Origin of the sequence: Vibrio sp. dhg, assembly GCF_003443775.1 — a bacterium.
In the GTDB taxonomy this organism is placed as follows: domain Bacteria; phylum Pseudomonadota; class Gammaproteobacteria; order Enterobacterales; family Vibrionaceae; genus Vibrio; species Vibrio natriegens.
The window spans coordinates 2,813,229-2,827,597 of the sequence record NZ_CP028943.1 but is presented as its reverse complement, the minus strand read 5'-3'; the positions used below and the strand labels follow the sequence as shown (position 1 = coordinate 2,827,597).

Below are 14,369 nucleotides of genomic sequence, written 5' to 3'. Positions count from 1 at the left end.
TTGCTCTAAATGTTAGATAATGATCGCTTACTTGTTGAATTTTAGCTCCAGGCTTACATGCAGAGCTAATTAAGCGACTAACATTTAGTTTATAATTTTTCAAAAAATAAATGGTTCAACGGGAAACTATAGTGATTCGACCAAAAAAACAAGTTTTGTATAGGTAATTTCAGCGTGATTATTGTTAGATATTTGATCCGCGAAACACTCAAGAGTCAATTTGCGATCTTTTTCGTACTTTTTTTGGTGTTTCTGAGCCAAAAGTTCATCAGTGTTCTCGCAGACGCTTCTGACGGGGATATTCCAGCTGGATTGATCTTCTCAATTGTTGGTTTGAATATGCCAGCAATGGGCTTATTGATGCTGCCGTTGAGTTTGTATATCGGCATATTGATCACTTTTGGTCGTCTTTATGCGGAGAGTGAAATTGTCGTTATGAATGCGACGGGGATCGGAAACAAGTTTTTGGTGCAAGCAGCACTTTACTTAGCTCTGATTACTTCTGCTGTGGCGGCATTTAACGCTCTTTGGTTATCACCATGGTCGCAAGAAAGAGTGGAACAGCTCTACGAGCAGGTTGCGGCTGAAAATAGCGTCGACCTTCTTCAAAAAGGCCAATTCCAGGGTACGCCAGATGGCTCTTCTGTGGTGTTCATCGATGATATTAAAGACAACACGCTGAGCAATGTGTTTGTTGCCCAGATGCGCCCTCGGGATTCTGTTCTGCCTAGCGTGATGTTTTCTTCTTCAGGTGAAGTGAAAGAGCTGTCAGATGGACGACAGATCATCACGATGAAAGAAGGTACGCGCTATGAAGGTGTGCCTACTCGCGTGGAGTATATGATCACCAAGTTCGATCAGTACGAAGGGGTGATTGGTCAGCGCGAAGTGAAAAAGAAAGGCAGGGACTGGGAAGCTTACCCTACGGCCGATTTGATTGGTCATCCAGACCCTGAAGCGCAAGCCGAGCTGCAATGGCGAATTTCACTGTTTGTATGTATTCCATTGCTCACGATGTTGGTTATTCCGTTGTCTGCAGTTAACCCGCGTCAGGGACGATTCGCCAAAATGGGCCCAGCGATTCTGATTTATTTGGCTTACTTCCTGGCGATCAGCGCAACGAAATCGGCACTGGAAGATGGCTCTATACCGACGACCGTTGGAATGTGGCCAATCAATGCGATGTTACTAATAGTCGCTATTTTGGCTAACATGATGGACAGCGTTCCAGCTCGACGAATGAAAGAAAAATTCCGCAAGAAGAGGCTAGCGTAAGCCGTGTTCAAAATCTTAGACCTTTATATCGGTAGAACCATTATTTCGACCACAGCCTTGGTTTTGGCCACCTTTGTTGGCTTGTCTGGCATCATCAAATACGTAGAACAGTTGCGTAAAGTTGGTCGAGGTGTGTATGACCTAATGCATGCTCTTTACTTTGTACTGTTGAGTATTCCTCGCGACATTGAAATGTTTTTCCCAATGGCGGCACTGCTGGGCGCTTTGATTGGTTTGGGGATGCTAGCATCAAGCTCTGAGCTGGTGGTTATGCAGGCTGCAGGTTTTTCTAAATTGGATATCGGTTTATCCGTATTGAAAACTGCCGTGCCTTTAATGCTTATTGTTATGACGCTTGGTCAGTGGGGCGCGCCTGAAGCTCAAAAGATGGCTCGTGACCTACGCTCTTTTGCAATATCCGGCGGTAGTATTGTGTCCGTCCGGGCCGGAGTTTGGGCTCGGGATGCGAACGATTTTATCTTTATCGGCAAAGTCGAAGACGACAAATTGTATGCGCTGAATATGTGGCGCTTTGATGAGGATAAGAACCTCCAGAAAGTGATCTTTGCTGAAGAAGTGGACTATGAGCAAGACAACAACTGGGTCATGAAAGACGTGCAAATCACCGATATGCAAGGTGAGACCGTGATATCCAAGCAAAGTGTCGACCAAATGGAATGGCAAACGTCACTGGCGCCAGACAAGCTTGCCGTTGTGACGGTTAAGCCAGAAGAGTTATCACTTAGCGGTTTGTACGATTACGTGACGTACTTGAAAGCATCAGAACAGGATGCTTCACGTTACGAGCTTGCGTTCTGGCGTAAGCTGACTCAACCACTCTCCATAGCGGTCATGATGTTGATGGCATTGTCGTTTGTATTTGGTCCGCTGCGCAGCGTGACGATGGGCGCAAGGGTGTTGTCAGGGGTAGTCGCTGGCTTTACTTTCTATATTTCCAGTGAGTTTTTCGGACCGTTGACTCTGGTATACGGGATACCTCCCGTGTTTGGCGCATTGGCACCAAGCCTGGTATTCCTCGCTATTGCGGTCTCGCTATTAAGAAGAAAATTGTAAAAAGAAAAAGGAAGGCCAATGCCTTCCTTTTTTATTGTGCTTTCGGTAACACAACCACTTTAGTTTTGGCCCACATGTCGTGGAAACCGCGTTTCTGCGGATCGATAGGTACCGTCAGGTTGGCTAACCCGAAGCCTGAAGTTGCAATACGAATCAGCGCTTGAGTAACAGTGATTGGTGCATCGTCAGCGGCGTTACGTACTTGAAGTTTCCAGGCACGCATACCAAGTGTTTGACCTGCGCGAGTCCAGAAGAAAACAAAGAAATAGATCCAAACTACCGCTAAATACAGCGTAAAGATTGGGCTTATTACAGGGTGCTTCGATAACATATCCGCAGCATCGACATATTCCCCATAGCTCAGTAACCCTGCGGCATTGAGTGCAAAGACAAAGGCCATAACCACTCCGGCTGCCATCATTTCTATCGCAATGACAATCAACGAGTCATAGACCAAAGCAGCTAGTCGACGAAAGAGTCCTGCCGTTGGAAGAGTTGTAGAAGTAGTCATAATTCCATCACTTACCTTAACAAATTGTGCGTCAGAATATAGATTCCCTCCCCATGTGAAAAGAGAGCCAACGCACAGAGTCTCCAATTGTGGCGAAATCCAGCCTTTTACAGCCGTACTTATCGTTGATAGGGGCGGGGATAAGAGAGAATGTATTGGGAGTTTTTCAATTCAGTTCGAATCGTTTTGGTTTTCAGCCATGAAATTTCTGGTCTATTACCTGATGGGAAAGCTGAGAGAGTTGGTGTTTTTCGTCTTCGGTATAATGTTGAGACAGTGCGAGTTCCAATGCTTTTTCTGACAGTTTTTGGGCCGGAGAGGCGAAGAGTTTGGGATGCATGCTCGATATCGCTAACAATGATTTTTGCAAGCGAATCTGAACTTGGAGTTGGGCTGCGCCATCATGTGCTATCGGCAAAAAGACATCATCAAACAAATCTTGGCAGCTTAATGAAGGCACAAACAATCGAGGAAAACGCGTTTTTATGGGTCTTTGCTTCAGTAACTCCCCCCAAAGTGACAATGCCCTTATAGCGCGCCCGAGTACATCAATGGCAGTGCCGTTATCATTGACTGCAGGGGACAACGCTCTTGAAGCTATTTCTGCCAAAACGACCAAGCCAAAACGAGGGTCTTGGTCGAAGGAACGCTCTGTTCGAATGGTGAAAGCTGCGCTAACTTCGCTTTCTTCTTCTAGCTCTCCACATAACCAAGCGATGGATTGCCCTGAGTAAACAAAGTTACCCGGCTGACGTTCTATGTAAATGGTGCATTGGTTATCTTCGGCAATGCTATCAAGATGGTGCATATCAATATGCTGTAAGTAACCAATTTCTTGGCTGTAAATAGGTTTGCTTCCCCTAGGTTTATGTTCAGGGTGACTCCAGGGGCGGGCTCCAAGCCAAGGCTCATTTCCACGCTTGCGAATCGCACTTATCAGAGCTTGTTCGACTTTTGATGTTGTTTCTGAAACTCTTCCAAGTACCGATAAATGCTGAATCCATCGCAGTAGGGTAAGTATGATCATCACGATGACAACCATAGTTACGATGAACAGATAGATGCGCGCCTGTTCGTGATAGGCACCAACACCAAGCGCGATAATCCCCACCAGACTAAATAAGAACGAACCAAGAAACGTCGCCAGTGCATTTTGCGTTGTGCTGTCTTCCATTAATAGCTTCGTGGCTCTTGGTGTCACTCCCGCACTGGCGGCGGTGTAGGCTGAGACCATGATATTGAGCGAAAAGGTAGTTACCGCCAACATTGAGGTCGCCAGAATATTGAGTATGTTATTCAGTAGATCACTGCTGACGTTAATCGCGGGAGGCAGTACGACGAATTCGTTTAAAACAATCGACATCAAAGCGGTAGCGACCGCAAGTAAGGCGAATAATGATGTACGAACCCATAGTTTGCGGGTTACCTGTTTTAACAACCACTGCCATTTAGATCCTGTCATTCTCTGACTCCTATCGAACAATAATTCGAAAGTGGATATAAAATTCAAAACGTTAGTATTGTTAAAGCATAGGTTAAATTTTTTGAAGTCTGGTTAATGTTTGATGAGCCATAATGAAAAGGCACGTATATCAGCATATTTTCAAACGTACAGATGGTGTGAAGTAGTGAGGTAAAAAATGATTCTAATTACAGGCGCTAGTAGCGGACTTGGGGCTGAGTTGGCTAAGCTTTACGATTGCGATGGTCAGCCAACATACCTTACGGGACGAAGCGAGGGTAAACTCTCTGAAATCACAAACAGACTATCTAACAACATTGGTTACCAAGCTTGTGATCTCTCTTTACATCAGGATGTTGAACAATTATTTGATCAATTAGGCCAGCCTCCCCAAACAGTGATTCATAGTGCGGGAAGTGGTTATTTTGGGCTGTTGGAAGAACAAGAGCCAGAACAGATTCAAAAGTTGATTAACAACAACCTTAATTCTGCCATTAATGTCTTGCGAGAGTTGGTTAAGCGTTACAAGGATCACTCGGTAAATGTGGTTATGATTATGTCGACTGCATCGCAACAGCCGAAAGCTCAGGAGTCCACATACTGCGCAGTTAAGTGGGCGGTAAAAGGTCTGATAGAGTCTGTTCGTTTAGAACTAAAGGGCAAACCGATGAAAATTATTGCGGTTTATCCGGGAGGGATGGCGACGGAGTTTTGGGAAACCAGTGGCAAGTCATTAGATCTCAGTAGTTTTATGCAAGCAGAAGATGCGGCCCAAATGATTCATGATGCGGTGTCGAGCATCGGTAACGGTTATGTTTCTGATATCACGGTTAACCGGTTATAAACGCCATAGATATTGGGAAGATAGCTGTAAACTAGGTGGGCGGAGATAAGATTACGGGGCTCGAGCTCTCCTTTGTCACAGTTTGTGGCGAAATTATCAGCAAACGATAGTTATTAAAGGTTTTTCTGCTTGCGCAGGTCAAAAGCTTACGTATAATGCCAAACATCAAAGGGCAATAGCCCAGAGATGCCGGTGTGGTGAAATTGGTATACACGACGGATTCAAAATCCGTTGCCTTCGGGCGTGGCGGTTCAAGTCCGCCCACCGGTACCATACATAGAAAGGTCGCTTTTATAGCGGCCTTTCGTCGTTTTGGGCGTTTGAAAATGTTCGATTTTTCAGGTGCTTACCTCAAGATTCCTTTCCTGCTATCGCCTCTTTTTTCGCTCCAATAGGCTCTCTTTACCCTCCTTAAAATTTCGACCATGGTCCATATATGGTTCATCGCATGACGATTCTGTGCGCAAGGGAATCCTAGCAAATCCAACAAATGCAAAAAGCAGCCGTCGCACAAGCCAGTATTACCAAGACCTGTGAGCTGCTAGAACCATGGTACGACCATGGTGACTTTACGGTGCTATGAGATTGTGATCGTGTTAACTCATGCCTCTAATAATTAAATGGTATTGTGTGAAACTAGTTAAGTATTACTTAAGGTTTTTTATGGAAAAGAAAGCAGCGAGAATATGCTGGAACAATAACGGTTGGAAAGCACCTTCAGGACCTGAAGGTAAAAGTAAGGATAAAAATTCATTTGAAGTAAATCCAGGATATGGTCACGAGGAGTGGTTACTCGATTTTTCTAAGGTAATTGATGGTTTTAAGTATTCCTTTCTCCAAGGAGTAAACACTAAAAATCAAACATATCAAGGAAGTGTTTTTTTACATCGAATTGTATACGGTAGTTGATCGAAAAAAGCTCTCAATCGGTCATATAAAGCGAGCTGAATGTTTAACTAGGCCTGAAGCAGAACACGCTGTTTTGACTTATCAACATAATGGTTGGTTTGACGTAATGTCAGATGAATTACGAACGGTAGGTGCAGATTCGTCTAGAGTCATTGAAGATGATGCTTTGCTTAATTTTAATATCCGCTTTAAGCCAGAAGATTTAGTACTGTATGACTCATATAAGGATGTTTCAGATCTTTATAAAAGTTCCAGATACATGCTGTTTAACTTGGTTCAAGATAGTGCTTCAGACATTGACTCCATGGTTAGTGATGTAATGGATTTATGTGGTGATGATGTCTCTGAAACGGAAAAGTTACAGTTGATCAGTGCGAGAGTTGGTCAGGGAGTGTTTCGAGAACGAGTTGCCAAACTATGGGGAGGAGAAAGGTGTGCAGTAACACTAATAGATATAAAGGAACTATTAATTGCTTCGCATATTCGTCCATGGCGAGATTGTCAGGGTCGTAGTGACAGATTGGATGGAGCTAATGGATTACTGCTGTGCGCTCATATTGATAAGCTATTTGATAGTCACCTCTTGTCCTTCGAATTGAAGAATCGGTCCTTTAGGCTTCGTACGTCAAAAAAATTAGATAAAAAGACATTGCTTGCTTTAGGTATTGAAGAGGGAATTGAGCTTGATACTAACAACTTAGAACGAGGTGATTACTCTCGCTTTGAAATGTACATGATGGAACATTTTAATCGATTTCAAACCCTAGAAAGTGAATGTACGTAAGAATGATCGTTTAAATAAATTACTCTTTCACTCTATGACTTCGAAGGAAAGAGAGTGTGTGTTATTAGCTAGTAGGGGATTGATATAAGTTTCCCACTGACAAGTCGTAGTCTGATAAGAAAGGGGGCGTCAATCCCCCCCATATATTAGGTGTAGGCGTTTACTGCTCGCAATTATCACCTATCTTTGTAGTGATGTGATGGACGCCTCAGCACTCAAGTTTCGCGGTATCTGCCAAACTTGATGCTGATAGTAAACCTAAAGGGCTGCCATTATGGATATAAAAGTTGTTGGAATTGATTTAGCCAAAAATGTATTTCAGGTCTGTGTTTGTCTTGTAGATCATTCAATTAAGAGTAATCAAAAGTTAGACGCAATAAGCTACTCGATAAAGTAAGGCAATTTCCTCAAGGAACTTTAATTGCAATGGAAGCATGTGGGACCTCTCACTATTGGGGGGAGGAAGTTCAAAGAGTTAGACTTCGATGTTCAGCTAATTCCAGCCCAACATGTTAAGCCATTTGTCTCAAGCCAAAAGAACGATGCGAATGATGCTCTTGCTATATGTGAAGCAGCTTTTCGACCTAATATCCATAAAGTGCCTATAAAAACGGTAGATCAACAAGATATTAAATCATTACGCTGTGTTCGGGCCCGCTTAGTCCAAAACAGAACGGCGACAGTAAACCAAATTCGCAGTTTAGCAGGTGAATCTGGCGTTATTTTTAGTGTCGGAAGAATAAAACTACAAGCGTCCCTAATAGAGGCTTTAGAAGATGGAAGCAACGATCTTTCGTATACTCTCCGTAGCCTTCTTAAGTCCCTATATGATGATTTATGCGCTTTAAATTATCGAATAGAGCAAATCGAGCGTGATATTAAAGCTCTTTGTCAAAATCAACCTCGCTACGAAGCACTGCTTTCAATTCCTGGATTTGGGCCATTAGTAACAGCGAGTTTTATTAGTGAGATAGGTTCAGGTCTACAATTCAAAAAATGGCAGGCAGTTATCTGCATGGTGCGGATTGGTACCAACTCAATCAAGTTCTGGTAGTAAAATCCGCTTAGGGAGCATCACAAAAAATGGCAGCGCCGATCTGCGTGTGTTACTTATTCATGGCGCGAGGGCTGTAGGGCGTTTTGCAACAAACGGCAAGATAAACTTGGGCAATGGTTCAACGCTTTAGCTGTCAGACAAGGTAAACATAAAGCTGTGGTAGCACTTGCGAATAAACTAGCTCGTATAGCATGGAAAATATTAACAGGAAGCCATGACTTTGACGTAAACAAAGCCTTTGCATAATAACCTCAAGAAAGTTTACATACACTGATGAATAAACGGTTAACCGTACCTATTGTAACCTGAGTTGACCAAGGCATTAAATGCCGATGTAGTGATTAGGCAATAGGTTTCGGATTTACATCAAGGCGCAGGCGAAAGAGCCTGTAACGACGCCGAATATATGGTAGTGAACCAATCATTCAAAAGTGTTGTAAAAACTGAGGCGTCCATATATGGTCAACTAAAATTGGCCACGGTTTTAGAGTTTTCCCAATATAATCGTTCTGATTCATTGGGAGTTAGACCACCGTTATACTGATGTGGTCTGAGTTGGCAGTAGTATCCGATAATGTAACGGGTAATCTCTTTTTGAATAGCCCTTTTACCTTGATGAGTCAACTTTGAAGAAATGAAAACAGAACAAAATACCCATGTTAGTCAAGAAGTTTTTATCACTACTTGGAGCTACATTGATAGTAATGCAAAAAGTTGAACATGCACTTTACAGCGCTCTCCAGCCATTGTGTAAGGAGTCACATTGTAAGGAAATACAATCGTTGGGGATGATGACATCTAACCAATTTTTAAAGAAGCTCTTGGCGTAGTTTGGTGAATGGGCTAAGGATATTAAAAATGTAACTCCGAAACCTGTCTAATCACGCTGTCTTAACAAGAGAGTAAGCGTATTGAAGATATCTTTGGCAGTATTAGTTTTAAGATGTTAGAGCGTTATCTTTGGATAACTGCTGATGTATATCGTTAACTGCGAGTACAATAGTGGAGCGAACTTTTTGGAAGTGCCGATCTAAAAACATCGATTTCATGTCAGTATTCAGGCCCTCGACTAATTCCGGTGAATAGTCGATGGGCATGATTTTTTGTATCGCATGAATCCGATTGAGTTCGAAGATAACGTCTTGATCCCAAAAATCTAATTTACCGTCTTGAACTTTGACCCATTCTTTCAAAGTGACAAACACTTCAATGTCGTCATATGTTTCTTTATTGATCACTCCTAGTCCAAGCAAAAGTTTAATACGAACAAGAGTTTCACCCAAAGGACCATTACCTGAGAGAAGGGGATCTACGACAAACTTCACGGCATAATCATCTTTATGAAAAATACTCTTTAATACGGCATCGAGCATGTCTTCCAATACATCATAAGCACATAGCAAGCACTCTGCCGCATTAGCAGATTCAGCAAGCTCTTCTAATAGTTCCGATTCATTACTTGAGTATATTGGCATGGCTTCTTCAATAGGAAAATGTGCCACATTAGTGGCACTATTATATTCCATCATTATTTGATTGCGTTATAAGCTTGTTCGGCTAGTTTAACAACTCCTGAGTTAACATTCAGCTCAGAATAGTACGCTAATGTCTGAGCAAACCCTTTTTCTGCGAGCATGTTCTGTAATTCTACCGCCTGTGGATCATCATCATTCTTATAGTGGAATGCCGAAGCTATACCTTTAATTAGATGTTTGTTCGGTAAACCGTACTCTAAGGTACCATTCAATGGCTTAATCAATCGATCTTGAGGGCTTAGCTTACGAATTGGTTGACGACCAACACGATCGACCTCATCACGCAAGTAAGGGTTAGCGAAACGACCCAAAATTTTCTCGATGTACGCAGCGTGAGCTTCTGGTTCAAAACCATAACGTTTAACAAGAACTGCACCACTCTCTTGCATCGCCGCTTTTACTTGCGCACGAATATCTGGATCTTCAATGGAGTCTTTGATGGTCTCGTACCCTGCTAATACACCTAAGTAAGCTGTAATCAGGTGTCCAGTATTGAGAGTAAACAACTTACGTTCAATAAAAGCCATTAGGTTATCTGTGCATTCCATGCCTGGGATGTTTGGGATCTCACCTTTGAATTGTGTTTGGTCAACAATCCACTCACTAAACGTCTCTACCGTTACCGCCAAAGGATCAGTTTCGCCTGCTTCAGCCGGTGGTACGATACGATCTACTGCCGAATCCACAAAGCCAATATTCTCTTCAGTGAATGCCTTCATTTCATCAGATAAATGTTCAAGTACCGCTGCTTTTAGCTGGCTTGTACCTCTCACCATGTTCTCTGCTGCAATGATGTTCATCGGTCTTGCGTTACCCGAAGCAGCACGCTTTTCAATACCCTTAGCAATTGATTGTGAGATAATCTTTAGCACCGTTGGACCAACTGCCGTTGTGATTAAATCAGATTCAGCAATACAATCAATAACTGCATCGGTCGATGAATTAACTGCGGTGACGTTCTTCACAGTCTCAACAACACACTCTTCGCCAACGATTTTTACTGGGTATTCCTTGCGCTCAATTAGGGCGTTGACTACCGTTTCGTTTACGTCTGCAAATGTTACTTCCATGCCCGCATCGGAAAGCAATTTACCGATAAAGCCACGACCAATATTACCTGCACCAAAATGTAACACTTTCATAATAGTAACCTTTCAACTGTTAAATCCAGATAGATGATGACTTAACGACATACTTCTAAACCTTCAGCTATCAAGACTAAAAAAGAGGCCAGTGAGGGGGTTCTGGCCTCATTCACTCAGGAGCTAAACTGAAGCCACACTAAGCATTGAGAATGTCCAGTACATCTTGTTTATTGGACGTGTTCTGTAACTTCTCAACGGCCGCTTCATCATCAAGTGAATTGGTAATCGCCATTAATACCATGTTGTGTTCATCACCTTGGGCTGCGATGCCTATGACCATCTTAGCGATATCATCTTCCTCTTCACCCCATTGAATACCCTCAGGATATTGACAGAACACAATGCCTGTTTTCTTGACGTACTGTTTTGCTTCAATGGTTCCGTGTGGTACTGCAATTGACTCACCGAGGTAGGTAGACACGACTTCTTCACGCGCAAACATACCGTCAACGTATTCAGGTGCAACATTACCTAATTTGACGAGTTGCTCACCTGCAAACTTAATCGCTTCTCCCTTGGATTTAGCTTTTAGTCCGAGGAATACACTGTCGTCAGTTAGCGTGAACGTCTGTTTCTTTTCCTCTGCTTTCGCTGCAGGTGCCTCTGACTTTTTTACAGCACCACTCTGTGCTTCAACAAGTTTGGCAACTAGGTTGTCGTACACTGATCCATCTAGGAAGTTGCTAAGAGATATATGCATAGCACTCACTGCGTGAGTACGTGCACGGTCTGTCAAATCTTTGTGGGTTACCACAATTTGTGAATCGCTTGGCAAGTTGTTTATCGCTAGGTTCGTCACATCAATATCTAAACCAGCAGCTTGCACTTTTTTGCGCAGTAGGCCAGCCCCCATAGCGCTTGAGCCCATACCCGCATCACACGCTACGTAAATCGACGTAACAGTTGCAGAGTCAATAGAAAAGTCCGCAGCGGCTTGACCTTTAGATGCTGCTTTCATGTTGTGCATAGCTTCAGATGCTTTATCTAGAGAGTCTTCTTCATCTGTTGCTTTCGATGTTTTCATCAGTAGTGAAGCCACCAAAAACGACATTGTTGCAGCAGCAATAACTGATAGAACTACACCAACGTAGGCACCTTTAGGAGTCATTAATAGTACAGCGAAGATTGATCCTGGAGACGCAGGAGAAATCAGACCTGAACCGAACATCACGTTTGTGAATACACCTGTCATACCACCAGCGATAACTGCAAGGATTAGGCGAGGGTTCATTAGTACATATGGGAAATAAATTTCGTGGATACCACCTAAGAAGTGGATGATAGATGCGCCCGCTGCGGACTGCTTAGCATTACCTTTACCAAACGCCATATAAGCAAGTAAAAGACCTAGACCAGGACCTGGGTTTGCTTCGATAAGGAAGAAAATTGAACGACCTAGCTCTTCAGACTGTTGGATACCTAGAGGAGAGAAGATACCGTGGTTAATCGCATTGTTTAGAAACAAAATTTTAGCTGGTTCAACGAAGATGGAAGCTAGAGGAAGAGCGCCTGCTTCAACCATCACGTTTACGCCCGCAGCCAATGCGCTAGATAAGATTTTTACCGCAGGGCCAATAACGTAGAAAGCTAGAATGGCAAGGATCATACCGATGATACCGGCAGAGAAGTTATTAACTAGCATTTCAAAGCCGCTTTTCACTTTGCCGTGAACCGATTCATCAAATTTCTTAATCGCGTAGCCGCCAAGTGGACCAACGATCATAGCCCCCATAAACATAGGGATGTCGGTACCGACAATTACACCCATTGTAGTAATGGCACCAACAACCGCACCACGGTCGCCGCCGACCATCTTACCGCCAGTGTAACCAATCAATAATGGCAGTAGGAACTTAATCATTGGGCCAACAAGTGATGCCAATGTTTCATTTGGCAACCAACCAGTTGGAATGAAGAGTGCAGTAATGAAACCCCAGGCAATAAATGCACCGATGTTTGGCATTACCATGTTGGATAGAAAACGACCAAAGTTTTGGACTTTGATCTTAGCTTCTGGTGATAACATAGGGAGACCTCAATTTTTATATTGGATGACCAAATTGGTCCAAAGCGTTTCTTTAAAAGTCGCTTAAAATGTATCACAACTTTTTAAAAAGGCACTCCTTCTGGTTTTTATGTGACTTATGTCTCGATTTATTATTAATGTTGCGGGTTTTTTTTTGATTTAGATCTCATTTGTAATCTGTTTTTTAATTACAATGGTTTGTTGTTGATATTTATTATCATTTAGTTGTGATTTGCGTCACGTTTTTGATTGCTGTTCGTGGAAGTTAAATTGTGATCTTTGTTGTGTTTTTGTGTTTTTGTAAATTTAAAAGCACAATTTTAGTTCAAGTTACGAACTGGTATGGTTCAATATTCCGTCTTTTGGAGTGTTGGCTTTATTTTTTGTAATAAAATTACGCTAAATAAACGTCAAAATTTATTTTCGATTTTGTTTAGAACAGAATCTGTAAAGGAAGATAATCAAAATTAAAGGTATTGTAGTGGTACGGTGAATTTGGCCACCTGATTAGAGGTGTTAAGATGCACCTCATAGCATGACAGGTGAAACTATGACCAAGCGTACCAGACGCACTTTCAGTGCGGAATTCAAACTCGAAGCAGCACAACTTGTTCTCGACCAAAACTACTCTGTTGTTGAAGCCGCAAAAGCCATGGGTGTGGGTAAATCGACAATGGATAAGTGGGTAAGGCAGCTTAAGCAAGAAAGAAAGGGAGTGACTCCTCGAGCCTCACCAATGACACCAGAACAAATTGAGATACGAGAGCTGAAGAAGAAACTTGCACGCCTTGAAGAGCACAATGAAATATTAAAAAAGGCTACCGCTCTCTTGATGTCGGACTCACTGAACAACTCTCGATAATCGAGAAACTCAGGCAGAGCTTTAGTGTAACCACCTTGTGTCATGTGTTCAGTGTCCACCGCAGCAGTTACAAATACTGGCGTTGTCGCCCTAAGCGTGTTTCCCCAGAGTTGGTGAAACTAAAGAGTCTCATTAAAGAAGTTCATACGGCAAGTAACGGCTCTGCTGGTGCGAGAAGCATTGCCGACATGGTGACGGCTCAAGGTGTAAAACTGACACGTTATCGAGCTTCTAAGATAATGAAATTATTAGGGTTGGTAAGCTGCCAAACACCGAAGCACCGATATCGAAAGGCATCACAAGAGCACGTAGAGATCCCAAACCATCTGTCTCGACAATTTGCCGTTACGGCTCCCAATCAAGTCTGGGTCGGTGATGTGACGTATGTCTGGGCGGGACAACGCTGGATGTATCTTGCTGTTGTCATCGACCTGTTCGCGAGAAAGCCAATTGGTTGGGCGATGTCAGTATCGCCTGATAGTAAGTTGACAGGGAAAGCACTCTCTATGGCGTTTGAATCACGAGGTAAGCCCAAAGGCGTGATGTTCCACAGCGACCAAGGAAGTCATTACACCAGTCGTTCTTATCGGCAACTGTTGTGGCGTTATCAAATCAAGCAAAGCTTATCTAGGCGAGGTAATTGCTGGGATAACAGTCCGATGGAGCGATTCTTCAGAAGCCTAAAGACAGAATGGATACCAGTGTCGGGTTATCGGAGTTTTAACGAAGCAAGAGGACACATAACTCGATATATCACGGGCTACTACAGCCAACTCAGGCCACATCAATATAATGGTGGTCTAACACCCAATGAGTCTGAACGACTGTATTGGGAAAACTCTAAAACCGTGGCCAATTTTAGTTGACCACTACATATGCTGTTTT

At 43.0% G+C, this 14,369-nt stretch carries 11 protein-coding genes, 1 tRNA gene and 2 pseudogenes; 8 read left to right on the top strand and 6 right to left on the bottom strand.

Annotated elements, in window-relative coordinates; all coding sequences use genetic code 11:
- The first annotated feature begins 174 nt into the window (after positions 1–174).
- Both lptF and lptG read left to right on the top strand, forming a co-directional pair.
- The gene (gene lptF / locus DBX26_RS13150) at positions 175–1,275 is read left to right on the top strand and encodes an LPS export ABC transporter permease LptF (protein ID WP_020334475.1); all 1,101 of its coding nucleotides are present in this window, start codon (positions 175–177) and stop codon (positions 1,273–1,275) included.
- A 3-nt stretch (positions 1,276–1,278) separates the two neighbouring features.
- A complete protein-coding gene (gene lptG, locus DBX26_RS13145; protein ID WP_014233052.1) occupies positions 1,279–2,349 on the top strand; it encodes an LPS export ABC transporter permease LptG in 1,071 nt (356 codons plus the stop codon).
- Positions 2,350–2,380: 31 nt separating this feature from the next.
- On the opposite strand, the gene DBX26_RS13140 is transcribed toward lptG, so the two are convergent.
- Together DBX26_RS13140 and DBX26_RS13135 are read right to left on the bottom strand one after the other, a co-directional pair.
- Positions 2,381–2,860 (bottom strand): RDD family protein, encoded by a 480-nt coding sequence (locus DBX26_RS13140; protein ID WP_118119444.1) that lies wholly within the window; start codon positions 2,858–2,860, stop codon positions 2,381–2,383.
- A gap of 193 nt (positions 2,861–3,053) precedes the next feature.
- Entirely contained in the window at positions 3,054–4,322 is a 1,269-nt protein-coding gene (locus DBX26_RS13135) for a DUF2254 domain-containing protein (RefSeq protein WP_118119442.1), read from the bottom strand.
- Between the two features lie 178 nt (positions 4,323–4,500).
- Between DBX26_RS13135 and DBX26_RS13130 the strand changes: the two genes are divergently transcribed.
- The 5 genes and pseudogenes from DBX26_RS13130 to DBX26_RS13110 all read left to right on the top strand — a co-directional run bounded on the left by DBX26_RS13130 (position 4,501) and on the right by DBX26_RS13110 (position 8,162).
- Positions 4,501–5,166 carry an SDR family NAD(P)-dependent oxidoreductase gene (locus DBX26_RS13130; protein WP_118119440.1) on the top strand — a complete coding sequence of 222 codons (666 nt, stop codon included), beginning with the start codon at positions 4,501–4,503 and terminating at the stop codon, positions 5,164–5,166.
- A gap of 188 nt (positions 5,167–5,354) precedes the next feature.
- A tRNA-Leu gene (locus tag DBX26_RS13125) sits at positions 5,355–5,439 on the top strand.
- A 390-nt stretch (positions 5,440–5,829) separates the two neighbouring features.
- Positions 5,830–6,075 carry a hypothetical protein gene (locus DBX26_RS13120; RefSeq protein ID WP_162889703.1) on the top strand — a complete coding sequence of 82 codons (246 nt, stop codon included), beginning with the start codon at positions 5,830–5,832 and terminating at the stop codon, positions 6,073–6,075.
- A gap of 106 nt (positions 6,076–6,181) precedes the next feature.
- Positions 6,182–6,859 (top strand): HNH endonuclease, encoded by a 678-nt coding sequence (locus DBX26_RS13115; RefSeq protein WP_118119822.1) that lies wholly within the window; start codon positions 6,182–6,184, stop codon positions 6,857–6,859.
- 274 nt (positions 6,860–7,133) lie between these two features.
- Positions 7,134–8,162: pseudogene (locus tag DBX26_RS13110) on the top strand (IS110 family transposase).
- A 216-nt stretch (positions 8,163–8,378) separates the two neighbouring features.
- On the opposite strand, the pseudogene DBX26_RS13105 reads toward DBX26_RS13110, so the two are convergent.
- The 4 genes and pseudogenes from DBX26_RS13105 to DBX26_RS13090 form a co-directional block, all read right to left on the bottom strand.
- Positions 8,379–8,513: pseudogene (locus DBX26_RS13105) on the bottom strand (IS3 family transposase); the annotation flags it as partial.
- A gap of 341 nt (positions 8,514–8,854) precedes the next feature.
- A complete protein-coding gene (locus DBX26_RS13100) occupies positions 8,855–9,391 on the bottom strand; it encodes an MltR family transcriptional regulator (RefSeq protein ID WP_118119821.1) in 537 nt (178 codons plus the stop codon).
- Between the two features lie 53 nt (positions 9,392–9,444).
- Positions 9,445–10,593, bottom strand: a complete 1,149-nt coding sequence (locus DBX26_RS13095) for a mannitol-1-phosphate 5-dehydrogenase (protein WP_118119436.1) — start codon at positions 10,591–10,593, stop codon at positions 9,445–9,447.
- 139 nt (positions 10,594–10,732) lie between these two features.
- On the bottom strand, positions 10,733–12,622 hold the full coding sequence (locus tag DBX26_RS13090; RefSeq protein WP_118119434.1) for a PTS mannitol transporter subunit IICBA: 1,890 nt from the start codon (positions 12,620–12,622) through the stop codon (positions 10,733–10,735).
- A gap of 550 nt (positions 12,623–13,172) precedes the next feature.
- Between DBX26_RS13090 and DBX26_RS13085 the strand changes: the two genes are divergently transcribed.
- Positions 13,173–14,350, top strand: a protein-coding gene (locus DBX26_RS13085) for an IS3 family transposase (RefSeq protein WP_118119432.1) whose coding sequence is annotated in 2 segments (ribosomal slippage) — positions 13,173–13,440 and positions 13,440–14,350 — 1,179 coding nt in all. Because the reading frame shifts where the segments join, the coding sequence is not laid out codon by codon here.
- Positions 14,351–14,369 lie beyond the last annotated feature (19 nt).

Bases quoted from the DNA above. Each gene is read 5' to 3' on its own strand.
- DBX26_RS13140 (WP_118119444.1), bottom strand. From the start codon at position 2,860: ATGACTACTTCTACAACTCTTCCAACGGCAGGACTCTTTCGTCGACTA.
- DBX26_RS13135 (WP_118119442.1), bottom strand. From the start codon at position 4,322: ATGACAGGATCTAAATGGCAGTGGTTGTTAAAACAGGTAACCCGCAAA.
- DBX26_RS13130 (WP_118119440.1), top strand. From the start codon at position 4,501: ATGATTCTAATTACAGGCGCTAGTAGCGGACTTGGGGCTGAGTTGGCT.
- DBX26_RS13120 (WP_162889703.1), top strand. From the start codon at position 5,830: ATGGAAAAGAAAGCAGCGAGAATATGCTGGAACAATAACGGTTGGAAA.
- DBX26_RS13115 (WP_118119822.1), top strand. From the start codon at position 6,182: ATGTCAGATGAATTACGAACGGTAGGTGCAGATTCGTCTAGAGTCATT.
- DBX26_RS13100 (WP_118119821.1), bottom strand. From the start codon at position 9,391: ATGCCAATATACTCAAGTAATGAATCGGAACTATTAGAAGAGCTTGCT.
- DBX26_RS13095 (WP_118119436.1), bottom strand. From the start codon at position 10,593: ATGAAAGTGTTACATTTTGGTGCAGGTAATATTGGTCGTGGCTTTATC.
- DBX26_RS13090 (WP_118119434.1), bottom strand. From the start codon at position 12,622: ATGTTATCACCAGAAGCTAAGATCAAAGTCCAAAACTTTGGTCGTTTT.